The organism is Butyricicoccus pullicaecorum, from assembly GCF_002160355.1.
GTDB classification, from domain to species: Bacteria; Bacillota; Clostridia; order Oscillospirales; family Butyricicoccaceae; genus Butyricicoccus; species Butyricicoccus pullicaecorum.
In genome coordinates this window covers 12,327-38,019 of record NZ_NFKK01000021.1, presented here as the reverse complement: position 1 = coordinate 38,019, position 25,693 = coordinate 12,327, and the positions used below count along the sequence as shown (strand labels likewise).

Genomic DNA, 25,693 nt, shown 5'->3' with positions numbered 1-25,693 from the left:
CGTTCCAGCTGTTAGCTGATGGAATCTACCATTTCCTGCGTCCCGTGATCGACCTGTTCTGACAATGAAAAAACATCCAACTTCGCCCGCATGACGGCCAACGGTGTTCGGAGCTCATGTGCAGCATTGGCGGAAAACTCTTTCTGCAAGAGAAAAGAACGCCGTAAATCTGCCATCATCTGGTTAAATGACACCGTCAGCTGCCGGATTTCATCGGCACTCTGCGGCAGTTCGATCGGCTCTCCCAGGTTTTCGATACTGCGCTTCTGTACCTCGCTGGACAAATCACGAATCGGTTTCAGCACATATCCTGCCGCAAAATAAGTGGCTACGCTTCCAACCAAAACGATCAAAACCGTAGCAATCGCTGTTTTCTGCTGGAACATCTCATAGTACGGTTCCTCAACCGACATCGCGGGTTCCAACGATAAGATCGGCATCGAGCCGTCTTCCAGCGCCGGTGTCGTTGCGACCGCTTCTACCATCTGTACTGCCGATACATTGGACAGCAGCATCAATGTGACGCAGGAAATCAGCAAGAACAAACTGGCAACCAGCGTAAAGCGGATGCGCAGCGGAATCTTTTTCAGCACAAACGATACCCCTCTCCGATTTTTGTCTGAATGGGATCATGTCCCAGTGCACTCTTCAGCTTTTTCCGCAGAGCGGACAGATGTACCCGAATGGAGTTGCTGAACGGGTCGGAATCTCCGTTCCAAACGTGATCGATCAGCTCTTGTTGGGTAATCAAACGTCCCTGATTCAAAAGAAAATACTCTAAAATAGCGAATTCTTTTGTGGTAAGACCAACCGGTACCCCATGGATTTCTATGGTTCGATTCAAAGTATCCAGTACAATCGCCTCATAGGTCAGGCAGTTGGACTGCTGAACGAATTTGCGGTTTAATAAGACACGGATACGCGCTTCCAGCTCGGCAAAATGGAACGGTTTTGTCAGATAATCACTGGCGCCCAGTTCAAAACCAGACAGTTTGCTGTCCAATTCCGAATTGGCTGATAAAATCAAGACCTTCGTCTGCGGATTTTCCCGGCGAAGTTCCTTCAAAATAGAAAAACCGTCCATTTCCGGTAAATTCAAATCCAATACGACAAGGTCGTACGCTTCATCAATCGCCATCTGGCAGCCTGTCCTGCCATTGTCAGCCTGATCTACCGCATATCCTTTTAAGCTCAAGCCTTTGGCAATATCCTGTAATAATTCTTTTTCATCCTCAATCACTAAAATCCGCATATCAATCTCCATCTCTTATTTCCCACAGCACGAGGTACTCACAGATTTTGTATTCATTATAGTGACAATCTTGCAATTTCTCAACCCTGCTTGACGAACGCATGTTCTTTCCCGCATATATTGTTTCAGCTTCACAAAACTTCTATAATAGAAGAGGTACTGAATACAAAACGTCGATACTTATTGATTTGTTCCAAACAGAAGGATACAATGGACTTTCAGTTGATTGAACAGGAAGCTTGGAAGCGAAAAGAATATTTTGATCATTACTTTAAACACGTTCCCTGCACGTATAGCATAACGGTAAAACTGGATATTACCGCTTTGAAAGATAAAAAGCTGTATCCTACCCTTTTGTACGGACTCACTACGATCGTCAATCGACACGAGGAGTTCCGCACCTCGATGAATGAAAACGGGCAGGTCGGCGTATTTTCCGAAATGATGCCGTGCTATACGATTTTCCACAAAGACTCACAAACCTTTTCCAACCTCTGGACGGCGTATACGACTGACTATACCGAGTTCTGCGCGCGATATCAGGAAGATATGGAGCGTTACGGCAATACAGAAGGGATGATGGCAAAGCCAAATGCCCCAGAGAACACCTTCCCGGTCTCCATGATTCCCTGGACTACCTTTGAAGGGTTTAATCTGAATCTGAAAAACGGATATGACTATCTTCTGCCGATTTTCACCTTTGGAAAATATCAGCAAGACAACGGGAAATATTATATTCCGCTGTCTGTACAGGTGCACCATGCGGTCTGTGATGGATTCCACACCAGCCGCTTCATCAATGAATTGCAGGAGCTGATCGATACGTTAGGCGCGTAAGTGTTGCAATAAAGGCGATATTTGCATCTATGATCAAAAACAGAAGCAGGTGAAGTCAAATGCGCACATTTTCCATCGCCAATAAAACCATATCCGTTTTTGCAAGTTCTGTGCCAAACGCTCCCGTGATTTACCTCAACACCTTTTCCGGCGAAGGACAGAAAATCTTTCAAGCGGCACAAGATGCCCATTATCCATCGTTTACATTAATCGCAATCAGCGACTTGGACTGGGATCACGATATGGCTCCGTGGGACTGCCCGCCAATCTTTAAAAACACACCGCCCTGTACAGGTGGTGCAGACGATTATCTCAAACTGTTAACCGAAATCATTGTCCCCACCGTAGAAAATAATCTTGCCGGAACGCCCTGCTGGCGCGGCATCGCCGGATATTCTCTGGCAGGATTGTTCGCCGTGTACGCGATCTATCAGACAGACCTGTTTTCCCGCGTGGGCAGTATGTCCGGCTCTCTATGGTTTCCGGGCATAAAAGAGTACATCTTTTCCCACAAGCCGAAATGCCAACCGGATTATATGTATTTTTCTTTGGGCGATAAAGAGAGCAAAACGCGCAATCCTATTCTGCAAAGCGTGCAATCAAACACCGAGGAAATTCAAACTTTTTATCAGGAAAAAGGTATCACTACCGTATTTCAGCAAAATTCTGGCAATCACTACAATCATGCGACCGAGCGCACCGCTGCGGGTATCGGTTGGCTGCTAAGCAGATAACATAAAAGCCGAAGGATTTTAAACTGCTCCAGATTGTGCGGACAGTACAAAAAGGCCGCTATGTAGAAAAATATGAAGTTTTAACTGGAGTGGCGCAGCATAAGCGGCGCCACTCCAGTTTTAAGCTGAATGCGCTCATCGTTGTAAAAATGAATATAACGGTCAAGTATTTCATTGGCCTCACAGAATGAGTCTGATTTACGGCGATAGATACACTCTGTCTTGAGGATAGAAAAGAAATTTTCCGCCATAGCGTTGTCGTAACAATTTCCTCGTCTTGACATTGAGGGTATAATTCCATAAGATTTTGTCAGGTCAAAGTATGCTTGCGGGGTGTACTGAACCCCCTGGTCGCTGTGGAGGTGCGACCCTCTTTTTCGCTTGCTTCATGGCCAGGCGAATGGTGTCCGGCACCAGATTCCATACTCCCGACTCAACGTATATTGGCTTTCTCCTGCACGAATTCGTGACATAACTTCTTCCCGTATCTCGACAGGATACTTTTTCATCCCTTTTTTCCCAGACATACTAAGCCCCCCTAATGTAGTTCTATTTTCCTACATTAGGGGGCCTTTTGTCTGTTGTCCGGTTTTACTGGACCTGTTCAGAAATCAGTCAGTGCTTTTCCTTTATGGATTTGAAAAACTGACAGAAAGTCACAGGTTTGCGCCATTGTTGGCGATCACATCGCGATACCAATAGAACGATTTCTTGCGAATGCGCTCGCCCGTACCGTGACCGTCATTGTCCTGATCCACGTAAATCATGCCATATCGCTTGGACATTTCACCCGTGGTGGCGCTGACCAGATCGATGCAGCCCCACGGTGTATATCCCATAATATCCACGCCGTCCTCGTCGGCAGCCTGCATCATCGCCTGAATATGGGTGCGCAAATAGTCGATTCGGTAATCATCTGCCACTGTGCGCTCGGGCGTGAGTACGTCAACTGCGCCCAGACCGTTTTCCACTACAAAGAGCGGCTTCTCGTACCGATCATACAGGGCATTGAGTGTAATGCGGAAGCCCATCGGGTCAATCGGCCAGCCCCACTGGCTGCAAGTCAGATACGGGTTCTTTGCCGACGCGAACACATTGCCGCCCGAGGCCTCACCCTGTCCGTCAGTGCGCACACACCGGCTGTTATAGTAAGAAAGTGCGATAAAGTCTGCCGTGTTTGCCTTCAGAATGTGTTCGTCTTCCTCGGTCACATCAACCGTAATGCCTTCGCGCTCCCACAGCTTTTTCGCATAGTTCGGGTACGCGCCGCGCGCCTGCACATCGATAAAGAAATAGGCTTCGCGATCCTTCTGCATGCTCTCCCACACGTCTTCCGGGCGGCAGCTGTACGGATACACGCTGCCGGCTGCGATCATGCAGCCTACTTGGCACTCGGGATTGATCTCGTGCGCGAGCTTGGTTGCCAGTGCGGATGCAACCAGCTCATGGTGCGCTGCCTGATACTTGACTGCGAGGGGATTTTCTCCCGCTTCAAACCGGATGCCTGCGCCCATAAACGGCAGGTGCATGAGCATATTGATTTCGTTAAAGGTAATCCAGTAACGAACCTTATTGCGGAATCTGCGGAAAATAACCTCACAGTAGCGCAAATAGGCATCAATCACTGCGCGGCTGCGCCAGGAACCGTATTTTTCCACCAGATGCATCGGCAGATCGAAATGGCAGATGGTAACGATCGGCTCAATGCCATAACGCAGCAATTCATCGATGAAGTCTTCGTAGAATTTCAAACCAGCTTCATTGGGCTGCTCTTCCTCACCGGTCGGAAAAATACGCGACCAGGAGAAGGAAAAGCGATAGCAGCGGAAGCCCATCTCGGCAAACAGTGCGATATCCTGCTTGTAATGACCGTACAAATCGATGCCATCCCGTCCGGGATAGCGTGTGCCTTCGGGCAGGGTGCGATAATCCATCACCCCCTGCATCACCGGCAAACGATTTTCTCCCTGAGGCAGTACGTCTACAATCGCCATGCCGCGGCCATCTGCCTGCCAGCCGCCCTCACACTGATTGGCAGCAGTCGCACCACCCCATAAAAAATCTTTTCGCATAGTTGTCCTCCGACCGTTGTTTAGGAAAGTGTCAGCAGCGGATCGCCCGCGTCGACAGCTCCGATGTTTGCAGGCATAACTGCGGCGTAATCATCGGAATTTGTGATGATAACCGGCGTCACCAGAGAGTATCCAGCCTCTTGGATGAGCTTGCGGTCAAACTTCAGAAGCTTCTGTCCCTTCTTGACCGTATCGCCCGACTGTACCAGCGGTTCGAATCCCTTGCCGTCCAGCTGAACGGTGTCCATACCGACATGAATCAGAATTTCCACGCCGGTATCGGTCAGCATGCCGATGGCATGACCGGTCGGGAACATATTGGCGATCGTGCCGTCTGCCGGGGCATAGATGGTGTCATCCTCGGGGATGACCGCAGCGCCCTGACCCAGTACACCGGTGGAGAACGCCTCGTCCTGCACCTCGCTGAGGGCAATGGCCTTGCCCTTGACCGGGCTTGCGATGACCATTTTTTCGGCCTCGATTACCGCAGTCTGCTCAGATGCTACCGGGGTCGGCTGTGCAGTCTCCACGGCCTTTTCCGGGTCGCGATAGAATACCATGGTCAGCACAAAGCCGACTGCCATCGAGATTGCAATACCAACCAGCGCAACGATGATGTTGCCCATCGAACCGTCCGGATTCATCATGTTGGGCAGCTCGAAGATACCCATACCGCCCAGGATGAACTTACGGAAGTTGAAGTGTCCATAAAATGCACCGCCGATACCGCCTGCAATACAGCTGATAATGAACGGCTTCTTGAGCGGCAGCAGAATACCGTAAATCGCCGGCTCTGTGACACCGAAAATACCGGAAATAAAGTTCGGGATTGCCATTTCCTTGAGCTTCTTGTCCTTGGTCTTAAAGAAGATCGCCAGAACAACCGCAGAAGTTGCAAAAGTGCAGGCAAAGAACGGCATCATAACGTTATCGTAGCCCAGGGTCATCACGTTATTGATGTAAACCGGGATAAAGCCCCAGTGCATACCGAAGATAACCAGAATCTGCCAGGTCAGACCGACGATTGCACCGGCAACCAGCGGGCTGAAGCTGCGGATGGTCAGAGTGAACTCGGGGATGAGCGTAGAGCCGAAGGTTGCAATCGGTCCGAGCAGCATGAGCGTAACCGGGAGCGTAATCAGCAGGGTGAGCATGGGGACAAAGAAGAACTTGACCAGCTCCGGTACAATGCGGTTAAAGAATTTTTCGCACTTGGATGCAAACCAGACCGAGAGAATAACCGGAATGACTGTGCCGGTATAATCGACCGCAATCACCGGCAGACCCAAGAAGTCAATGTACACCGGCGAAGCAAACATCGTGCCTTCAAACAGTGTATAGAGTGGTTCGCCTGCCGCAGCGAGTGCGCTTGACTGAATGGCCGGATAGCACAGTGCAGCGCCAATCGCCAGACCCAGCATCGGTTTCAAATTAAATTTTTTCGCGGCTGTATAGCCCAGGAACAGCGGCAGGAAGTTAAACAGTGCATCACCCGCCGCGTTGATGATTAAGTAGACACCGCTGGTCGTTTCGTACAGTCCCAGCGTCGCAAAGAGGGTGTTAAAGCCCTTGAGCATACCGCAAGCAGCCATAATGCCCAAGATCGGCTGGAAGATACCCGATACGACGTCAATCGCACGGTCGAGCAGCTTGCCCTTCTTGGGCTCTGCCGGTGCCGCGCTGTCTTCCTTCATGCCCAGCACCGCGCACACATCGTCGTACACCTCGGCTACATGATTGCCGATGACGACCTGATACTGTCCACTGCTCTTCATAACCGTGACAACACCATTCATCGCCTTGAGCACTTCGTCGTTGGCCTTTCCTTCATCCTTGAGCGTGAAACGAAGTCTCGTAATGCAGTGGACAAGTCCTGCTACATTTTCCTTTCCGCCGACATTTTTTACAATGTCTTTGGCCAATCCATCATACTTTCCCATGTCTTACCTCCTGTTTCTATTTCCGTCTTTCTGTGCGGTAACACTAAAATAATACATATTTTCACCGAATACAATGTGCAAAATGCATTTCGGTCCGTCGGTTCAAAATAGATAAAAAAAGAACCGATGCTGGTGAAACATCGGTTCAAAACGCGATTACGCATCAAAGCTTTCGTTGAGCAGGAGGTTCCTGTGCCGAACCATTTCGAGCGAAGACTGCACGTGCTGTTCCTGACAGCGCGAGAGCAGCAGAGAGAAAAAGATATCAAACACGTAATTGCTTGCGGCAAACGATGTGATGACATCCAGGCTCAGAATAGAGTCACGATTGGGAATTTCCACGACCTCATGGCACCATGGACGGGTTCTCTGATTGTGCGGTCCCAGAATGCCAACCACATGATTGTGCGTAGCCGTGCGCAGATACTTGGCCATAGTTTCCACCGTGCGATTGGCTCCCGTAAAGCTGATGACGAAGGCGACCGTCTTTTTGTGCTTTCGGGCGGCAAGATAGTGACCGTTGATGCTCTCATAGGCCGAGCTCTCCACCCCGAGCGTTGCAAACTTAAACGCCGCAGCCTGTGCCAGCGTATAGCTGATGCCCGTACCGTAGATATCAATGCACTCGGCTTCCTGCAAAAAGTGGTTGATGCGCAGCATGTCGGTCTTGTTCAGCGTCAGCCGCGTATTGGTGACCGCCTTGTCATACAGTCCCGGAATGGTGTGGATGATATCCGAATACGAACTTTGCGGCGTGATCGGTTCATTGGCCAGAATCTGCCCGATGCGCTCATTCTGATTGACTTCCGCAATCAATTTGAGCTTCAATTCCTGATACCCGGACAGCCCCAGCTTCTGACTCAGGCGAACCACAGTTGCCTTGCTGGTCAGCGATGCCTTGGCAAGCTCTCCGGCTGAAATATCCGGAATTTCATCCATGTGCGTCAGAATATAGTTTGCAACATCCTTTTCGTGATTTGTGAAGTTCTTCATCTCTTTCAGCTGCACCAACAACACAATCTTCGCCCTCTTTCCCGCATCCTGTCTTGTAGTGAGTATATCATACCCTCAAATAATTTACAATTCTATCCTGTTCTCCTTTGATATATCGCAAAAGAACGCGTAATTCGTCCAAAAAGTGTCGAAAATCGAGCATCGAGAGAATTTTAAACGGCAAATTAGACTGCACCTCAATCGCGCATCTTGTTATGCCCTTGTCCCCGAAACGAATTTCTTCATTTTATCCCAAGACTTTTCGCAAAAAATCCATTACAATAAAAAGACAGACTGATTTGAGATATGATACCCGTCGCTGACAGCAGGTTATTTAGATTATGGAACGCGCATTCATCGAAAAACTGCCCAAGGTGGAGCTGCACATTCATCTGGAGGACACCGTCCAGCTGGAACTGATTCAGGAACTTGCAGAGAAAACACAGACGCCGCTGCCCAAGCCGGCCGATGAACTCTTTTCCTTTACCGGTCTGGCCGATTTCCTCGATCGACTGGATTGGATTTGTTCGCTGGTCAGAAATCCCGAGGATGTCAAGCGTCTGGCATACGACTACGCACGCTACGCCGCTTCGCAGAACATCATGTACGCCGAAGTAATCACCAATCCCACACACTGGAAAGCGCTCTCTTATCAGCAGCTGATTCCCGGCATTCTGGAAGGCTTCGATCAGGCTTACGAGGACGGCTACACCGACTGCCGCTTGCTCGTCTCCCTGCTGCGCTCGCAGACCAAGCAGGAATCTCTGGCACTGGTGCGCTGGATGACCTCCCATCGTCACCCGCGTCTGATGGGTCTGTCGGTAGACGGCAACGAAGCAGTTTCCAAGCAGTCCAATCGCGTACTGTGCGACGCCTTTCTGGAAGCCAAGCACGCCGGTTTTGCCATCACCGTACATGCCGGTGAGTCCTCCCCGGCCGAGGGCGTCTGGGAAGCCCTTGATATTTTGGGTGCGATGCGCATCGATCACGGCGTGCGCTCCATCACCGATCCTGTCCTGCTGCGCCGTCTGGCCGACGAGCGCATCCCCCTTAACATCACCCCGACTTCCAACCTGATGGAACTGTACCCCAGTCTGGAAGAACACCCGCTCGGAAAGCTGTACGAACTCGGCATTCCGGTCACGGTCAGCACCGACGATCCCATGCTTATGAGCATCGATCTGTGCACCGAACTTGAAAAGTCCGCCAACGCGTTCGGTTGGGGTGCATCTGACCTCATCCGCTTGCAGGAAAATGCCATCCGCGCAAGCTTCTGCGATGCAGAGACCAAGCAGCTGCTGCGGGATAAGCTCAAGGTCTTCTGTGATTGCTACCATAAGGCATAAAATATTATAACTCCGCTATTAAAGCCTCCGAAAAATATTCGGGGGCTTTCTTACTACCTTTATCCCCAACAGACAAACAGAGAGCGCAGCCTTTGCATGCCACGCTCCCTGTTCATGTGAGAAAAAGAAGAAGTTCAGATATATTTATACCAGACTGTTGAGCTTATCCAGATATTCCTGTGCATTATCCGGTGTAATGATCTGACAGCCGGTATCAATGAACTCCGGCAGCTCCTCGCCATTGATAGCATCGATCATGCTCTCAACCGCCTGATATCCCATATTATACGGGTCCTGTGCAACCGTGCACGAAATCTTTCCGTCTACAACCGCCTGTACACCGGAGGAAATACCATCAAATCCACAGACAATGATGCCGTCATCTTGTCGGCCTGCAGCCTCGATCGCACGTGCTGCACCCAGTGCAACGTCATCTGCACAGCAGACCACAGCATCCATATCCGGATGGGTTTGCAGCGCACCTTCCATGACATTGACTGCCTTATCACCTACGCCATCGGTGTACAAAATCTCAACGATTTCACAGCCGCCTTCTTCCAGCGCTCTCTTATAGCCGCTGACACGGGCTTCCGAAGTGGATTCACCCTGAATATTCGCCAAAATGACAACCTTGCCGCCCTGGCCAATCTGTTCGGCAACATACTGTCCGCCCAGATATGCAGCATCTTCGTGTGCCGTGCCGATAAACGTCTCAGCGCCCTCGAAATTGGTATCAACCGCCAAAACCGGGATGGTTGCCTGACTGAGCACGGTCTCCGCCATACCGGAGTTCAGCGGTGCAATGGCAATCGCCTGCTTGGTGCCCGAAGTTAAAATGGTTTCTGCTAAATTGAGCTGACCTTCATAATCGGTATCAGCTGTTGCACCGTAAATTTGTGCATCCACATTGCCCAGATCTTCTGCTGCCGCTTCGGCACCGGCTACTACATAACTCCAATATTCCGAAGCCGTGGTCTTAACAATCACGCCGACCTGATATTCCTTGTCCGATGCCTCGTTGGTCTGCGCCTGCTGTGCGGTTTCACTCTCATCCGCAGTCTGACCGCCGCATGCAGTCATTGTTCCTGCCAGAATACCCGCCAAAATCATCGCACTGATGCGTTTCCATACGTGCTGATACTTCATATAAACGTGCTCCTTTCCAAACGGTCTCCCGTTTCATTGACTCTCTTTTCCATCTCTCAAATTCACAAATGATTCGCCTCAGCCATATACACGGGCAACTTCTTCCCGTGCCAGCTCTACCCAACGGTAAGCGTTATACGGCGTATTAGCAATGGTATGATTATCCTTCATAATCAGTTCTACATGGTTGCCGCAGGCCTTGCACTTGACCAAAACCTCATGCAGGCGGCTGCGAATGTACGCCTCATCGATCTGCGGCACGGCAATATCGGTCGGACTGACCTTGTGACAGAACACGTAATCGCCGCCCAGCATCTCGCTCATCAGCGGAATATTCGCCCACTGAGACACCGAAACACGACGCAGACGCGGGATTTGCTTGACGTACTCAAACCGACGATCCAGACCTTCGCAGCAGCCGTAATAATTCAGACCAAACCGCTTGGCAAGCCGCAGCTGATAAGGCAAAATGAATTCCTTGAACATTTCGGGCGAAACTTCGCCGGTCTCCTGACTCTCGTGGAAACCCCAAATGTCCATCGCGGAATTCGGTACGGCTGCACCCGAGTTCAGATCATTGGTCAAGCCCAGTCCACCCGAACCGACATAGCAGTTGCCGGTATTGGGTGTCAGCAGGTGGTTTTGCTCCAGAAAATCCAGCTTTGCCTCATAACCCCGGGTAAACAGCTCGAGAATTTCGTGCATTTTCTCAGGATAGTCGTAGAAATCCACGAGCATGTTCTCAAACCCGCGCAGATCAACATACGGATGGGTCAGTTCCATGCCCCACCACCACCAATGGCGGCGCTCCACTTCCAAGATTCCGTCAAAAACATCGTGTGCAATGGCGGTAAACGCGTTGGTTGCCTCCCAGTCGATTGTAATCTGCGGGGTCTTAATGATGGTAGACATATCCACGTCTTCTTCCATCATCTCGTCGGTGATCGGGCTTTCCCAAGTATAAGCCTCGCCGCTGTGCGCATCGCCGATTACTTTCTTGTCAATTCCCCACATGGTGTCATGCGCCATGTAGGGAATGTAGAACTTGGCCTCAATCGGCTTATCGCACTTAATTTTTTCTGCATAGATCAGCTCCTTATGCAGCCACATCTCCCATTCCTGTGCCATTTCACCTTCGCACTGGCAGGTAAACTCCTGCGGAAGCAGCTCGTTCCAGCCATTCTCGAGGTCCAGATAAATCAGCGGACGCGTTTCTTTCAGATCATTGTGATCGCGCCAGAGTTGGAACTTCTGCTGCTCTTCCGGCTGTTCTGCGTACGATCGCATTTTCTTTGCCAGCTCACGCAGAATGGCTTTATCGTGCTCGCTCATCACGCACTGTTCCAGCGTCCAGCCATGCATAAAGATATTTCCGTTTGTGCACTGATCGAATCTCATAAAAGTAAACTCCTTTCGGTTTGTCGAACGCCGTCCAACGCTCCGCTCCCCCGCTGCTCATCCAGACTTTGGGACATGTTTGCATATTTTTCGCAATTTGGCCAAATTGCAGATTCCGTTCGGATCTTGTGCACCCATCATAGCACTGAATTTTTTGCATTGCAACGGGCGCAAATTCTTGAGATGCGATCTTTTGTGCAATGTGCACACTGTGCAAATTCCTTTTATGATTGTGCCAATTCTCCAATTTTCTCCTATATTTTTAAACACAATATCTAATTTCGCGCAGATTCCGAAATTTACTTTTGCAATCTGACCATGACGCTCTGCGTGCACTTGTCTGCACCGTTCGATGTATTTTTTTCTGAACAAAAATCTTGCGCATTTTCCGCAAGTATTTCCCATTTTCCGGTATTGTATTGTGTTTGTGAAAGGCATATAATAAATAATTTATCCTCCTGTATCCCATCTGTTCTTCCACCTCGCTGCCGATTGCACATTGTCCTGCAATCTGTTATAGTAAGAAAAACGGTCTGCGCCGCAGCGCAAGGAGGCTGTATCTATGCTCTGTCAAAATGAGACCGGCGTCCTGCCTGGTTCCGAGCTCTTCTTCTCCACCATCGGCAGTACAACGCGTCGTCTGTTCTACTACATCAATTCCTGCGGGCATTATTACTGCGAACGCGGGTACAAAATCCGCCGCGGAAGCATTGAAAACCTGCTGCTCATGTATATCGAATCGGGCACCATGCACGTCGAATACGAGGGACGCAGCTATGACGCGCATGCAGGTGACATCATTCTCATGGACTGCACCCTACCCCAATACTACGACACGCCTGATTATGTGGAATTTTTCTGGATGCACATTCTGGGTGTCAACAGCTTTGAGTTATGCGACCATCTGACCCGTGCGCGCGGTGTCGTACATCGCACGGCAAACAACGAAAAAAACGCCGTCATGATTCGTCATCTATTATCCGAATACAAAAACGAGCAGCCGTTCTCAGACTCCGACCATTCCCGCATTCTGCACGCAATCCTGTGCAATCTCATGCCCGATGCTATCCCACAGGAAAACACACCGGTCGATACTCCGGCACGTCAGACCGCAAAATTTATTGAGTCCCATTTAAACGAGGATTTGAGCTTACAGCGCTTGTCTCAAATTGTAAACCTGAGTCCCTCCCACCTCATCCGACTGTTCCAGCAGGAGTTCCAGCACTCTCCTCACGAATACGTCATCCTTGCCCGCATGAATCACGCCAAATATCTGCTCAAAACCACCTCTAAGCCCATCAAGGCCATTGCACGTGAAGTCGGGTACCGAACCGAATCCAGTTTCACCAACGCTTTCACCGAAAAAGTCGGTATTTCACCCCGACGTTTCCGCGAAGTTCCGCTCGGCTGAGTCTACACTGAGATCGCCTAGCGCGCATTCCGCTCTCGGATTTTGGTGCAAAAAAATTCACCGCAGAATCAGCATTCTACGGTGATCAAATATAAAAAATAAACGCTACTTCTTCACCAAAAAAGCACCGCGATTGTCAAGCAGTCGCGGTGCTTTTTCATGTCTGAAATTGTCTCGGTCTCAGAGGTTTGCTGCCTGGCTGGCGCTTTATTCGCTCACCGTATCCTCGTCCGATGCCTCTTCGGTATCATCCAGCCAGTTTGGAAGCACAGCGGGCAATACAATGAAGTCAAAGCCGTTCTCCTCGCAGTATTTGCAGCTCTTTTCATTGGTGACCGGCTGTCCGCTCACGCCTACCTCACAGTTCGGATGTTTTTTGCGGATATCGGCCAATCCCATCAACAACAGCGAGCCGACAGCTACGGTGTCCAACTGACGGAACGGGCTCTGCTCGATGAGTTTGAGCTCCAAATAGCGGTTGATGACCCGTCGGGTGTCCTGCCAGTCCATACCGTACAGCATTTGTGTCAGCTCCATGGCATCAAACACGACAAAGTCCACATATCCGGCAATCTCTCCGGCAACGCAGGCTGCGCGCGGTGTGGACAGCTCGGCGCCGATCTTGACCTGAAGTGCCGGATAACCCTGTGCCACGCGGGCAATTCTGTCCTTCATCGTCCGGGTCTCCTGCGCGCTGGTGACAAAGGGAATCAGGATGTCAATGCGATCACCGCCCCGTTCGGTGACCGCGCCGAACAGTGCACGCAGCTGCATATCCAGCAGCGCGTCGTACTCGATGGCCATACGGCAGCCGCGCATGCCCAGTCTGGGATTAAACTCGAGCAGCATCTGCACTCTCTGCTCGAGCTCGGCCTCGCTGACCCCAAAATGACGCGCACGCCGTGCACCGCACTCGGTACCCACATGCGGAAGGAAGGTATTGAGCGGCTCGCCCAGCAGACGGACAATCACTCTGTGCTTACAGTGCTCCAGATAGGTTTTCCAGTGCTTTTTCTGCCGCTGTTCCCACTGGGCAATCCATTCAGCCTGCTCCTGATCTTCCTGGAACAGTAAAATCTGCTGAAAGCGTTCCCGCTGCTGCTCCTCCTCCAGCAAAACCGATTCGCTGCGCAGCAGGACATCCTGCTCGGTAAGCAATTCATCTTCCTCTACATGCTGCATCCACACCATGCGCTTCATTGGGGTCAATCTCCTTTCAATGTTTTATTCTCGTTCCTGCCAGCACGTTCCCGCGCTGCGCATCACACACATGTCGTTGTACCTTTTTTCAGGCTGTCCCACTGGCCTTCGGTCACCGACAGCAGTTCCAGCTCATCCTGAATAAACTGCCGGCAGTCTTCCAGCTCCTGTGCAAACGGCTCGGTCTTCCCACTCGGAATCCATGCGTCAAACCCGATTTCGGCAAAGTCCGCCGCCAGCGGATAGGACGCCGCGCAGCAGCGATACCAGATCTTGATCTCCGGGTAGGCACGCTTGATGCGTCTGACCAAAAACTGCTGTGCAGATTTGAGCAATGTCCGAAAAACTGCCGGTCTAAGCGGCGGCAGGCCGGACTTTCCAAACGGATCGGAAAACAGCAGCACCTCAGGCCGAATCTGCATCACCTGCAAGGTCTGCACAATGGCATCTGCCTTGCGGATGGCGTAGCGCTCGCACAGCTCGCGCATCAGTTCGGGTTCGGTGACGACACGGATGAAAAATTCATCCTCTCCCAGCACGGCCAGCGGCATCGCATAGGTGCAGCCCGCGTTCCAGATTACCCGCTTATCATCCTCCCGGCATTCTGCCACCTCTTTGGCAAACTGAGCCTGACTGGCAAGTTCGGGTTCGTGAAATAATTCGTCCAAATGCTGATACAGTGTGGTGGTTGATTTGATCTGCTTTTCGTATGCAGGCTCTGCCTGATTGAAGTTCAGCAGGCAGTACGGCCGTTGTGCTTGTTTTTCCATCTTTATGTCTTTGTTCATCTATTTCACCCAATTCTGCATAAAGCATATACATGTTCCAGTATCAGCCGAAAAGATGCCAACTCAAAACACGACCTGCTTTTTTGCCTTTTTTCTGTATGATCGACGGTCTTTGACGCGCTGTGCGCTGCATTTCGGAACATCCTGTGCGTATGCGCAACAGTCTGTCCCCGGTCTGCAAGCCCACACAAATAAAAAAATTCTGCCCATTCCGATCCGCGCGTTGGATCACATGGGCAGAACGACGCTGTCAGGAGTTGAATGTTGCATTTTGGCATCGCTGTTGTGCGCGAAATGCCGACGGTGACAGACCCAGCTGCTTCTGGAAGGCATGGTTGAGCGCCGCAGCCGTCTGGTATCCGCACGTCTGTGCGATATTCTTGACCGATTGATTGCTGAACAGCAGCAGCTTCTTGGCGCAGGCGATGCGCTGGACGGTCAGGTACTCGTGCGGCGGCATGCCGTATTGCCGTCCGAACATCCGAATAAAATGATAGACACTCATCCCGTGCAGCTCTGCCACATCGTTGACCGAAATGTCCTTCATATAATTTTCGCGGATGTACGCGGCAGCGCGCATGATGTGGTTGGCCGGTCTGTATTCCTTCTCCTGCAGTTCTTCGAGCAGGTCACCCAAAAAGCGGTGCACTGCGACCGAGACACTGTTCTCTAAATAATGATCGGCTTGCAGCAGGCCAAACAGTCCCAAAAATGCCTGACAAGCCAGGCCGTCCGGCTGCTCGATCACGCATTTTTCCATTCTCCGTCTGAGCTGTGCCGCATAGGCAAAGACCGCATTGCCCTGAATGTGCACCCAGCGCAGACTCACCGGCTGTCTGGAAAAATAGCTGTGCGGCCGTCGGCAGTCAAGCAACACGATCGATCCCGCCGGCGCTGTCATCAGTTTGCCGCCCAGGCATACGGTCAGTTCGCCCTCTGTCACGTAGATGACCAGCAGGCTCTCCATCCGTTCCCGCTCAATCCGATAATCGCTGACGCGATGGTATTCTCCCGCCATCTTGACATAAAACAGGTTTTCCCGCGCAAATAAAGACAGCTCATGCACATAGGTGCGGGTCTTTAATGGTTTTCTGTCCTGCATTGTCATCCTCCTGTTTGATCTCGCGTGCATCCTGATGCCATAAGCCTCGACGCAAATGTTATGAAATAATGTGCCGGTGCAAATCAGTCACTTGACACCGGCACATTACATAGGGATTGTTAGAAAGCAATGTGCTGCCGTGCGGCAACACATTGCTTTACGGAGAGAAAAGGGTTGTTTTGTGAATATGAAGGGGTAATAAACTTACTTGTTGTAGTACAGCGGACGGCCCTTCGCGTCGTGATCCTTGTCGAAGGTGGGGTAAGCGCCGCCGTTGAAGCCGTTGAAGCCGAGCGGGTTGCGGAAGCCCAGCGGATTTACGCCAACCGGATGCTTCTCGAGCAGGTCCTTAATGAATGCGCTGTAGCCCTCTACGACCTTCTCTACCAGAGCGTCGCCCTTCTCCTTGCTTGCCTTGGTCGGGTTGCCGATGACACCGTAATCCAGGTCGTCCTTCTCCATCAGAGCGAAGGTACCATCGAAATGATAGAACTGGAAGGGATGAGACATCTCGCCCGGTGCCTTCTTCCACTTGCCGTCTACCAGCGTGGTGCCGCCGCCGTCGATTGCCAGATCCATGTGTACCAGATCGCCGTACAGGGACAGTGCCATAGAGGTCTCAGCCTCGTCTGCATGCCACATGTAGTCGGACAGAACGTCCTTGTTGTCGCCCAGGAAGTCGTACCAGGTGGAAGCTACGGTGAAGTAACCCTCCATGCCCAGCTTATGAACAGCCGGAATGAAGGAGCTGTCCTGACCGTGTGCAACCAGCAGGATGAACTTGTTGTAGCCTACGTTGGAAGCGCCAGCGATGATGTCATGGATCAGAGCCATGTTGGTCTCATAGTTGAGTGCGATGGTAGCAGGCATGCCCATGTGCATGTAGGGATGGCCGCCGTACATCGGGCAGGGCAGAACGGTTGCGCCGGACTTCTCAGCAACCTTCTGTGCCAGGCAGATTGCGTTGAAGCTGTCCAGACCGTTGGGGCAGTGCGGGCCGTGCTGCTCGATTGCGCCCAGAGGCAAGATTGCTACGTCGTTGACTTCTCTTGCATAGTCAATGTTTACCGGTGCAGTGTTCTGATCGAAGAACACGGAATCTCTCTTATACAGCTTGAACTCGGTCTGCTTCTTCAGTTCGCTCATAATCGTTGTTCCTTTCTTTGTGCCGCTTGCGCGGCGTTCTTTGGTTTTGAGATGTTTTTTTAATGGAGATGTTTGTATGGATTCTTTGATTTATGGGATTACGGCTTCAGAAGAATCTTAATCCGCATTTCCTTCTTTGCACGTACCATCTTGACCACGTCTTCCATCTCCTCAAGGGGCTTGATGTGAGTGATCAGCGGACGGACGTTGAGCTTGCCCTCGGCCATGTAGCCCAGGACGGTGTCAAAGGTGTTGGGGCTTGCCAGGGTGCCGATGAGCTCTGCATCCTTTGCAATCGTCGCGTTGAGCATGGCTGCAACTTCATCACCGTTGTACCAGCTTACCATGACGATGCGGCCGCCCGGCTTGAGTGCCTTGATGGCCTGATTGAGTGCGGTCTTGTTGCCCGAAGTCTCAATGATGATCAGCGGACCCTCGCCCTCGGTCAGTTCCTTGGCACGCTCTGCAACGTCCTCACGATGGTAGTTGATGACGTCGCTGACGCCGCATTCCTTTGCGATTGCCAGCTTTTCATCCCAGCTGCCTGCCATGATGACACGGCGTGCACCCTCGATGTTGGCGAGCTGTGCAGCCAGCTGGCCGATCGGGCCGTCGCCAATGACCAGAACCTGTGCACCTGCCGGGATACGTGCGCGGCGGACAGCGTACTCTGCCGTGCCTGCCGGCTCAGCCAGTGCTGCCTCTTCCAGACTCAGGTTTTCCGGAACCTTGTAGACGTGACGCTGCGGTACCGCAATGTACTCAGCAAATGCGCCCTGACGGTTGCGGTAAGAACCAACTACCTCACGGTTGGGGCACAGATTGTAGCGTCCCTCGCGGCAGTAATCGCACTCGCCGCAGCCCAGACTGACGTCCGAGGTGATCTGGTCGCCGACCTTCAGGTCGCGAACCTTGCTGCCAACGGCAACAATCGTACCAGCCCACTCGTGACCGGGTACCAGCGGATAGGTGGTATTTCCGTTTTTAATATGTACCATCTCACCGGTCAGCAGTTCGATATCGGTCGCGCAGAAGCCTGCATAGGCAATCTTTGCGATGACCTCATCGTCCTTGCATACCGGCATCGGAATGTCCGATACCTCGATGGTCTCCGGCGCCATAAAACGAATCGCCTTCATTGTAAAATCCTCCTTATGTGTTGCACAACACGAAACTCAGGCCTCTCGCGCAAGCAGCAGCATTTCTCCCTGCCGCATACAAACCGGCTCGCAATCTCCGATTTTCTTCAAAAATTCGCTGAAGACCCACGGTGCACCGCCATGCTCGGTGAATGTCCAGAAATGACAGGGAATGGCGATGGATGCGCCGACCAGATTGGCCGCCTCTGCGCCCTCCCAGGCTGTCATGTTGCCGAATGCACCGTTGATGGACAGGGCTGCGACTTCCGGCCCGAAGGCTGCAACCTCTTTGCACAGGTCGGCATGGAAGGCGGTGTCGCCCGAGAAGTACAGGCGATGCCCGCCCATCTCAACGAGCAGTCCGATCGCATCGGGCGCCATGGTACCATGGTCGGCCTGACAAGCGGTAATGGTGATGCCGGGGAAGGTGACCGTGTCCCCGACACACAGCTTTCTGCGGTGATCGTGAGCGATGTCCAGCTTATCCATCTCCTGCTGGCAGCTTTCCGGCCCGAGAAAGATTGTCTTCCCATTGCGCGCGATCACCGGAATGGCATCGTAATCGAAATGATCAAAATGCGTATGGGTCGTAATGTAATAATCGGGATGAAACGCCTCAGGAGAAAGCATCATGGGCGAAATACGCTTGAAGCCGCGGATGCGTTCCCCGCAATTTGTCAGGTAGGGGTCAATCGCGAGCTGCTGCCCCAGACTGTCGACCAGCAGAAAGCCTGCCTGCCCCAGCCAGAACAATGCCAGCTCACCTTCTCTTACTTGACATGCACGAATTTCTTCCGCGAGGCTCATTGCCTTTCCTCCCTCCGTACCGTTCGGCACTTTTAATCAATACAGGCAGCCTTCGAGCCAGGAATAACGCTCGTCAAACTGCACCTTATACTGCTTGCACGGACCAGCCAGACCCCACAGCAGGTATGCAGTCGAACCGGGCAGCGCAACCGTGGTGTGATAGCCAACCGGCAGCGCAACTGCGGTATTGTCGGACTCGATTACGTTGACCTCGTCCCAGATCTTCTCGTTGTCTGCGGTCAGATCGTAGCCATGCTGCATCAGGCCGCCCTGGCCGCTCTCCGAACCGGACTTCACCTGGAAGGAGAAGATCTCGTCGAGTACGCACTCCTTGCCCTCGATCTGGTAGTCGTGGCGATGTGCGGGGAAACCAATCCAGCCGCCCGGTACGGAAACCGACTCGCCGACGATCAGCAGACGGGTGATGTCGCCGTTGTGCTTACCCGGCTGACCGAAGATGTAACGGTACTTTCTCTTGTAGATGTACTCGCCCGGCTCGCCTTCCTCGACGTTCTCCGGCGGGCAGAAGTACGGTGCATTGCCCTCTTCGCAGTAAGCGGTGAAGACGCGTGCCTCCATGCCGTTCTCCGAGTACAGGCGAACGCGTGCGCGCGGAGGTGCATAGAAAGCGGTCGGCAGATCGTCGTATACGTTGCCGCGAACGCCCTTCTCGCCGTCGATAACGGTCTTGCCGTCGTACTCTACGGTTACGGTGAAGTCACCGCTCTGCAGTACGACTGCATGCTCCTCGCCGACTACCTCGTATTCAAAGGTCTGGCCAGCCTTGAGCAGGATGCGGCCAAAGCCCATAAACTTCATCTCAGAGTTGCCCTTGGAAATGACCGACTCATAGCCGTTCAGATCCTGAAAGCGATATACCTTAGTAAAAGACATCTTTCTGTTCTCCTTCCATGTATTTTGGAAACGTATTATGTTCTTTTTTTGATTTAACTTACTTTTCGAGCACTTCGCGGTTGACCGGGAACTCGGGACGGCGGCCTTCCAGATAATCGACCAGTCCCTGTGCGCTATCCATCGCCATTGCGCGCAGCGCGTTGTCGCTCAGCGCCGCATTGTGCGGAGACAGGACAACGTTGTCCAGTGCAAACAGTGCGTTGTCTGCTGCGGGCGGCTCCTGCTCGAATACATCAAGCGCTGCACCAGCGATTTCCTTCGCCTTCAGTGCCTCGATCAGCGCCTCCTCATCGACGACCGGTCCACGGGAAACGTTAATGAGCCATGCGGTCCTCTTCATCTTGGCAAACTGTTCGCGGCCCATCATGTGACGAGTGGAGTCGAGCAGCGGCGTGTGCAGGCTGACAAAATCACTCTCAGCCAGCACAGTATCCAGATCTACCAGCTCTACGCCCAGCTCCTTTGCACGTTCCTCGGTGACAAAGGGGTCGGATGCCAGAATGCGAACCGAAAAACCGGACAGTTTCTTGGCCAGCAGCGAGGAGATACGGCCGAGGCCGACCAGACCGATGGTCTTGCCTGCAAGCTCGGTGGTGACGAACTCGTTGCGGCGAGCAAATCCGCCTTCACGGGTCATGCGGTCGAGCTGCGGAATGAACTTGGATGCTGCCATCAGCAGTGCCAGACCGTGCTCTGCAACCGCGTTGACGTTTGCAAACGGTGCATTGACGACCAGAATACCGCGCTCGGTCGCGCCCCTGACGTCAATGTTGTCCACGCCGATGCCGTGCTTGGCAACTGCGCGCAGCTTGGGCAGCTTGTCCATCATCTCTGCGGTAATGCGTGCCGAGCGCACCAGAATGGCGTCGCAATCCTGTGCCTGGCGGACGATCTCATCGGGATCAACCGAAGTACCCTGTACGACGGTCACATGCTCCCCCATCATGGCAACGGCATCCGCATGAATCTTTTCAGTCAGAAAAATCTTCACGGCGCGTTACTCCTTTCCGCGGATCTTATCGATCGCGCTCTTGCCCCACTTGAGCAGCATTGCCTGGTCGGTGCTCAGCAGGATGTACTGTACGCCGCGCTCGATCAGTGCCAGCGCTGCCTCAGGCGTGCCTGCCGTGGTGCCGATGGCCTTGTCCGACTTGCCAACCTTCTCAAAGATCGTATCAATCGTGCTCTTTACCAGCTCGCTGCCGGTCTGGCCGGGTACGCCGAGCGACTGGGACAGATCCATGGGGCCGATGAAGATGACGTCAATGCCGTCGATCTTGAGGATCTCGTCCAGATTATCTACGCACTCCTTGGTCTCGCAGTGCGAAACAACCATGGTGTGTGCATTTGCATGATCAATATATTCCTGTACGCCGCAGGTGCTGTATCCGCACGCGCGTACACTCGGAGACAGTCCGCGCACGCCGAGCGGTGTGTACTTGACGCTCTCAACCATGCGCTTTGCCTGCTCGGGCGTGTCTACGTTGGGCACCTGTACGCCCATGTAGCCCAGATCCAGATTCTGCAGAATCTCGACCTGCTGGTTCTCTCTGACACGAACGAGCGGCGTGATGTTAAACGCTTCCGCTGCACGCAGGATGCCGAGCAGCTGCTCACGGTCGATGGCTACATGCTCGGTATCGAGTACAAAGAAATCGAAACCGGCCAGCGCCAGCACCTCGACGACCGACGGATCGGTCATCTTTACAAATGTGCCGATTGCGCTCTCGCCGTTTTTAATTTTTTGTTTGAGTAAATTGTCCCGCAATGGTATCGCCTCCACGCCCCTCAGGGCTTACATCTCTCGTCCATCTTTTTTTCGGACGGTGTTTTCATTACTGTGTTACAGCATTTTTCGTGCCAAGTCTGTTTTGGGGGATTTTTCCGGTTTTTTCGGGGATTTTTTCCCGTCCCCCTGCTGCATTCGCTGCATCCTCGCATCATGGTGTTGCGCTTATGCAACGCGCTTGCATTTTCTCTTCTTACTCGGGCAGCTTCCAGTGAATATCATTCAAAAACGGAGCCGTTTTGCGGCGTAAATAGTCGGCGTCGTCCTTTTTCGACCAGTCATACAGGCCAAGACCGGCGCGTCGACCGGTATTTCCGGCTGCGATACCGTCCTGCACGATCTGTTGCACGCTGTCAACAGCGCACAAATCGGGGTAAACGGTCTGTGCAATCGCCTTCTCCAAATCAAATCCAACGTCGTCAAAATATTCCAGCAGACCGATGGATGCGTAGCGCATACCAACCGCATAGCGAACGGCAAGGTCGATATCTGCGGCATCCGCAACGCCCTGCTCAATCATATAGAGCGATTCGCGGAACATCGCCTGCGCCAGACGGTTGACCACAAAGCCCGGAACGCTCTTTTTGAGCCGTACCACCTTGCGATCGAGGGCGATGAGTAGTTCGTAGGTGCGTTCCAGTGCACTCTGCGCCGTGCAGCTGCCGCCGACCAGCTCGACCAGCGGCTGGATGTGTACCGGCTGGAACGGGTGGGCGACCAGCATACGCTCGGGGTGCTGCATGCCTGCACACAGGTCGTCGACCGGAATGGACGAGGTCGTCGAAGCGATCGGCGTGTCTGCATCGACTACCGCCTCAACCGCCGCATAGATCGCATGCTTTACATTCAGATCTTCGGCTGCCGCCTCAAAGACAAGATCGGCACCGGCCAGCGCATCATACGAATGGCTGATGGTCAGCAGCTCCATCGCTGCGTCCCGGTTGCGCTCGGTTGCCAGTCCATGTTCGATGAACGTCTCAAAGTTGCGCCGCACGGTTTCCCGGCATCGCTCGGCACCCGCTTCCGAGTGCGCAATCACGCTGCACGCAATGCCATTGCCGACGATCAGTGTTGCCTGACACGCACCGATGTTTCCCGTGCCGATTACACCAATTTTTTTGATTTCCACACCGATTCCTCCTTGTGTATCCCGGCAAATATTCTCACCGTACTTGACAGCATTTTTCGTGCCAACTCAGACCACTCTGCGCTGGAACATACCGGCAATGCCCATCATCTCGCGATACTTGGCGACCGTGCGCCGCGAGATGCGCACGCCCTGTGCGGTCAGCACCGCGCAGATGGTCTCGTCGCTCATCGGGTTTTTCTTATCTTCCTGCTGAATCATGTGGCGCATGCGCTCGAGCACTTCGGCCTTGCCAAGCGTCTTGCTGCCGCTCTCTCCGGCCACTGCGGTCAGCAGTCGGGAGAGTGCGAAACAGCCGCGCCGGCATTGCAGATATTTGCCGCGGATGGCGCGTCCCACCGTGGACTCGTGCATGTCCAGCTGGTGTGCGATGTCGCGGATGCTGAACGGCTGCAACGTTCCCTGACCGGTCAGGTAGCCTTCCTGCTTTTGTACGATGCAGCGTACCACGCGTTCCAACGTACTGCGCCGTTTTTCCACGCACGAAATCACAAATTTCGCATGGGCGATCTTTTTCACCGCGTACTCACGCAACTGCGGGTCATCCGACTGATGCGCCATGCGGCAATAATAGTCGCTCAGGCCAACGCTGCCCATCCATTTATCGTTAATCTCGATCGTCCAGCCATCCTCGTTCTGTTCGGCGATGACATCGGGCAAAATGTACCGACTTTGCTGGGTCTGAAAGGCTGCGGTCGGGTTGGGATCGAGCAGTTTCACGCGGCGCAGCAGGTCGCGCGCCTGCGCCGGCTGCACCCCGCATTTCTGTGCCACCACGCCGAATCTGCCGCGTGCCAGATCTTCCAGACAGTTGCGCACCGCGTCCAGCTTGGCGCGGTCTTGTTCTCCCTGTCGAGCGAGCTGCAACATCAAACAATGTCCCACGCTCTCGGCTGCAACACCAGCCGGTTCCAGTCCGCGCAGAACTTCCAGTGCTCGTTCGACCATCTGCACCGCGTATCCGGTGCTCTTTGCCAGCTCCTGTGCCGAGTCGGTCAGCATGCCCTGTTCGTCCAAGCATTCAAGCAGGATTTGCAGCAATCTCTGCTCATCCGGTGTGTGTGCATCCCAATCAATCTGTGCCCACAGGTGATTGCGCAGCGCGTCATCCTCGGGTGCGGCCAGCTGCCGCAGGGTCTCGTCCTCGGCTGCCAGCGTTGTGCGCGGACGGCGGCTGCTGTCCAGCCATGCTGCCTGCTGCTCGATTACGCTGCTCTCCCGCAGTTCAAAAAATGGATTGTCCATCTCTTCTTCCCGCAGCATCGCTTCCAGCTCTGTCGTGCTGAGTACCAGCATTTGCAGCGACTGTACCTGCTGTTGATTCAAACCGACGTGCAAATCCGCACACAATCCGATCTCCACGTCATTCACCTCCAAATGATAGCGTTATCATTTTTGCGTAAAGCAATCTTCCCTACGAAAGACTGCTCCTGTTTGTCCCAAACGGTCACTTTGTGGTTGACCGCTCCAGCAGCGACATTTCAAACTGACGGCGCACCGGCGTATGCGGATCGCACGTCACCTGCTCAATGGCCTCCATCAGCGCATCGAGCATGTCTACGATGGGATGGGCAACCGTTGTAATATTGTAAGCCGGCAGGGCTGCCGCTGTGTTGTTATCAAATCCAATGATGGCCAGATCATCCGGCACGCGCAGTCCGAATTCCTGACGCGCAACGTCCAGACACGCCATCGCCATCGTATCTTCTTCACAAAAAATGGCATCCAGCTGATGATCGGTCAGCAGCTTTCTCGCTGCCTGCTGGCCGGATTCATAACTGTAATCGCCCCACACCGTCTGTACCGGGGTGATATTCTGCCGCGCCAGCTCCTCGGCAAACGCCTGTGCGCGACCGGTTCCGCCGTGCGGATGCGCGACAATGCCGATCTGACGGCATCCCGTACGCAGCAGACAATCGGCTGCCAGCAAGGCGCCCTGGCGCTCGTCGCACCAAATCCCGCTGATGTTGGTCTGCTCGACCGATCGCTTGAACAGGATGACCGGCATGCCCATATCTTCCAGCGGACGCATGACATCGGTGCGCAAAGCCGAGGATGTGACCACGACCGCATCGACACGATGCTGGGCAACCTGCTCCAAAATCCGGGCGACATCATCATATAGATCGAGCGAGAAAACCAGCGCCTGCCGGCCGCTCTTCTGAATGCGCCGCACCAGATCGGTCAGGATCTCCGAGTAAAAGAATCCTGCGCTCTGTCCGATGACAACCGCAATAATATTGGTACGTCGATTGACCAGACTGCGCGCCACGCCATTGGGTCGATAATTGAGTTCCTGCGCAACCTGCCGCACACGTTCTACCGTTTCCGGTCGAATTTTTCCTTCCCATGCCGGGTTGAAAACGCGCGAAACCGTAATGGTAGAAACCCCCGCGCGCTGCGCTACATCCTTGCCTGTTGCATATCCGCCTGCAGGCTGTGCCTTCCTCGCCATCGCCCGACCTCCTTCTTTTTCTTCATTGTACTATCATCCATATGATAGCGCAATCATTTTTTCTTTTCCATGCTAT

24 protein-coding genes are annotated in these 25,693 nt (G+C 53.0%); 4 read left to right on the top strand and 20 right to left on the bottom strand.

The window, feature by feature from the left end; all coding sequences use genetic code 11:
- Positions 1–11: 11 nt before the first annotated feature.
- Complete coding sequence (locus B5F17_RS12855; RefSeq protein ID WP_087374419.1) at positions 12–593, bottom strand: HAMP domain-containing protein; 582 nt, start codon at positions 591–593, stop codon at positions 12–14.
- Entirely contained in the window at positions 587–1,264 is a 678-nt protein-coding gene (locus B5F17_RS12850) for a response regulator transcription factor (protein ID WP_330396597.1), read from the bottom strand. Before B5F17_RS12850 ends, B5F17_RS12855 begins: the two co-directional genes overlap by 7 nt.
- Positions 1,265–1,462: 198 nt before the next feature.
- On the opposite strand from B5F17_RS12850, the gene catA reads away from it, so the two are divergent.
- Both catA and B5F17_RS12840 read left to right on the top strand, forming a co-directional pair.
- A complete protein-coding gene (gene catA, locus B5F17_RS12845; protein WP_087374418.1) occupies positions 1,463–2,089 on the top strand; it encodes a type A chloramphenicol O-acetyltransferase in 627 nt (208 codons plus the stop codon).
- A gap of 59 nt (positions 2,090–2,148) precedes the next feature.
- Entirely contained in the window at positions 2,149–2,823 is a 675-nt protein-coding gene (locus B5F17_RS12840; RefSeq protein WP_087374416.1) for an alpha/beta hydrolase, read from the top strand.
- Between the two features lie 80 nt (positions 2,824–2,903).
- On the opposite strand, the gene B5F17_RS15345 is transcribed toward B5F17_RS12840, so the two are convergent.
- From B5F17_RS15345 to B5F17_RS12820, 4 genes are all read right to left on the bottom strand, one after another.
- On the bottom strand, positions 2,904–3,116 hold the full coding sequence (locus tag B5F17_RS15345; RefSeq protein WP_407922596.1) for an IS3 family transposase: 213 nt from the start codon (positions 3,114–3,116) through the stop codon (positions 2,904–2,906).
- 363 nt (positions 3,117–3,479) lie between these two features.
- Positions 3,480–4,895, bottom strand: a complete 1,416-nt coding sequence (locus tag B5F17_RS12830; protein ID WP_087374414.1) for a 6-phospho-beta-glucosidase — start codon at positions 4,893–4,895, stop codon at positions 3,480–3,482.
- 20 nt (positions 4,896–4,915) lie between these two features.
- Positions 4,916–6,835, bottom strand: a complete 1,920-nt coding sequence (locus B5F17_RS12825; protein ID WP_087374412.1) for a beta-glucoside-specific PTS transporter subunit IIABC — start codon at positions 6,833–6,835, stop codon at positions 4,916–4,918.
- A gap of 156 nt (positions 6,836–6,991) precedes the next feature.
- A complete protein-coding gene (locus tag B5F17_RS12820) occupies positions 6,992–7,828 on the bottom strand; it encodes a MurR/RpiR family transcriptional regulator (RefSeq protein WP_242968767.1) in 837 nt (278 codons plus the stop codon).
- Positions 7,829–8,169: 341 nt separating this feature from the next.
- On the opposite strand from B5F17_RS12820, the gene add reads away from it, so the two are divergent.
- The gene (gene add / locus B5F17_RS12815) at positions 8,170–9,174 is read left to right on the top strand and encodes an adenosine deaminase (RefSeq protein WP_087374410.1); all 1,005 of its coding nucleotides are present in this window, start codon (positions 8,170–8,172) and stop codon (positions 9,172–9,174) included.
- A gap of 144 nt (positions 9,175–9,318) precedes the next feature.
- Here the strand turns inward: add and B5F17_RS12810 are convergent, their stop codons facing one another.
- Positions 9,319–10,320 (bottom strand): sugar ABC transporter substrate-binding protein, encoded by a 1,002-nt coding sequence (locus B5F17_RS12810; protein WP_087374409.1) that lies wholly within the window; start codon positions 10,318–10,320, stop codon positions 9,319–9,321.
- Positions 10,321–10,398: 78 nt separating this feature from the next.
- A complete protein-coding gene (locus tag B5F17_RS12805; protein ID WP_087374407.1) occupies positions 10,399–11,718 on the bottom strand; it encodes a hypothetical protein in 1,320 nt (439 codons plus the stop codon).
- A gap of 562 nt (positions 11,719–12,280) precedes the next feature.
- Between B5F17_RS12805 and B5F17_RS12800 the strand changes: the two genes are divergently transcribed.
- Positions 12,281–13,129 carry an AraC family transcriptional regulator gene (locus B5F17_RS12800; RefSeq protein WP_087374405.1) on the top strand — a complete coding sequence of 283 codons (849 nt, stop codon included), beginning with the start codon at positions 12,281–12,283 and terminating at the stop codon, positions 13,127–13,129.
- 207 nt (positions 13,130–13,336) lie between these two features.
- Here B5F17_RS12800 and B5F17_RS12795 read toward each other — a convergent pair whose 3' ends face one another.
- The 12 genes from B5F17_RS12795 to B5F17_RS12740 form a co-directional block, all read right to left on the bottom strand.
- Entirely contained in the window at positions 13,337–14,329 is a 993-nt protein-coding gene (locus B5F17_RS12795) for a putative PEP-binding protein (protein WP_087374403.1), read from the bottom strand.
- 62 nt (positions 14,330–14,391) lie between these two features.
- Positions 14,392–15,099, bottom strand: a complete 708-nt coding sequence (locus B5F17_RS12790) for a uroporphyrinogen decarboxylase/cobalamine-independent methonine synthase family protein (protein WP_143287743.1) — start codon at positions 15,097–15,099, stop codon at positions 14,392–14,394.
- Positions 15,100–15,367: 268 nt separating this feature from the next.
- Positions 15,368–16,219, bottom strand: coding sequence for an AraC family transcriptional regulator (locus B5F17_RS12785; protein WP_162608185.1), 852 nt, complete (start codon positions 16,217–16,219; stop codon positions 15,368–15,370).
- Positions 16,220–16,423: 204 nt separating this feature from the next.
- The gene (locus B5F17_RS12780; protein WP_087374397.1) at positions 16,424–17,365 is read right to left on the bottom strand and encodes a creatininase family protein; all 942 of its coding nucleotides are present in this window, start codon (positions 17,363–17,365) and stop codon (positions 16,424–16,426) included.
- A gap of 98 nt (positions 17,366–17,463) precedes the next feature.
- Positions 17,464–18,504 carry a zinc-dependent alcohol dehydrogenase gene (locus B5F17_RS12775; protein ID WP_087374395.1) on the bottom strand — a complete coding sequence of 347 codons (1,041 nt, stop codon included), beginning with the start codon at positions 18,502–18,504 and terminating at the stop codon, positions 17,464–17,466.
- Between the two features lie 36 nt (positions 18,505–18,540).
- Positions 18,541–19,311, bottom strand: a complete 771-nt coding sequence (locus tag B5F17_RS12770; RefSeq protein ID WP_087374393.1) for an MBL fold metallo-hydrolase — start codon at positions 19,309–19,311, stop codon at positions 18,541–18,543.
- A 36-nt stretch (positions 19,312–19,347) separates the two neighbouring features.
- Positions 19,348–20,205: a 5-deoxy-glucuronate isomerase gene (locus tag B5F17_RS12765; RefSeq protein ID WP_016148467.1), complete on the bottom strand. Its 858-nt coding sequence runs from the start codon at positions 20,203–20,205 to the stop codon at positions 19,348–19,350.
- A 58-nt stretch (positions 20,206–20,263) separates the two neighbouring features.
- A complete protein-coding gene (locus B5F17_RS12760) occupies positions 20,264–21,217 on the bottom strand; it encodes a hydroxyacid dehydrogenase (protein ID WP_087374391.1) in 954 nt (317 codons plus the stop codon).
- 6 nt (positions 21,218–21,223) lie between these two features.
- Positions 21,224–21,994 (bottom strand): HpcH/HpaI aldolase family protein, encoded by a 771-nt coding sequence (locus B5F17_RS12755; RefSeq protein ID WP_087374389.1) that lies wholly within the window; start codon positions 21,992–21,994, stop codon positions 21,224–21,226.
- 214 nt (positions 21,995–22,208) lie between these two features.
- A complete protein-coding gene (locus B5F17_RS12750) occupies positions 22,209–23,144 on the bottom strand; it encodes a 3-hydroxyacyl-CoA dehydrogenase family protein (RefSeq protein ID WP_087374387.1) in 936 nt (311 codons plus the stop codon).
- A gap of 66 nt (positions 23,145–23,210) precedes the next feature.
- Positions 23,211–24,524, bottom strand: coding sequence for an RNA polymerase factor sigma-54 (gene rpoN, locus B5F17_RS12745; RefSeq protein ID WP_087374385.1), 1,314 nt, complete (start codon positions 24,522–24,524; stop codon positions 23,211–23,213).
- 85 nt (positions 24,525–24,609) lie between these two features.
- Positions 24,610–25,617: a LacI family DNA-binding transcriptional regulator gene (locus B5F17_RS12740; protein ID WP_087374384.1), complete on the bottom strand. Its 1,008-nt coding sequence runs from the start codon at positions 25,615–25,617 to the stop codon at positions 24,610–24,612.
- Positions 25,618–25,693 lie beyond the last annotated feature (76 nt).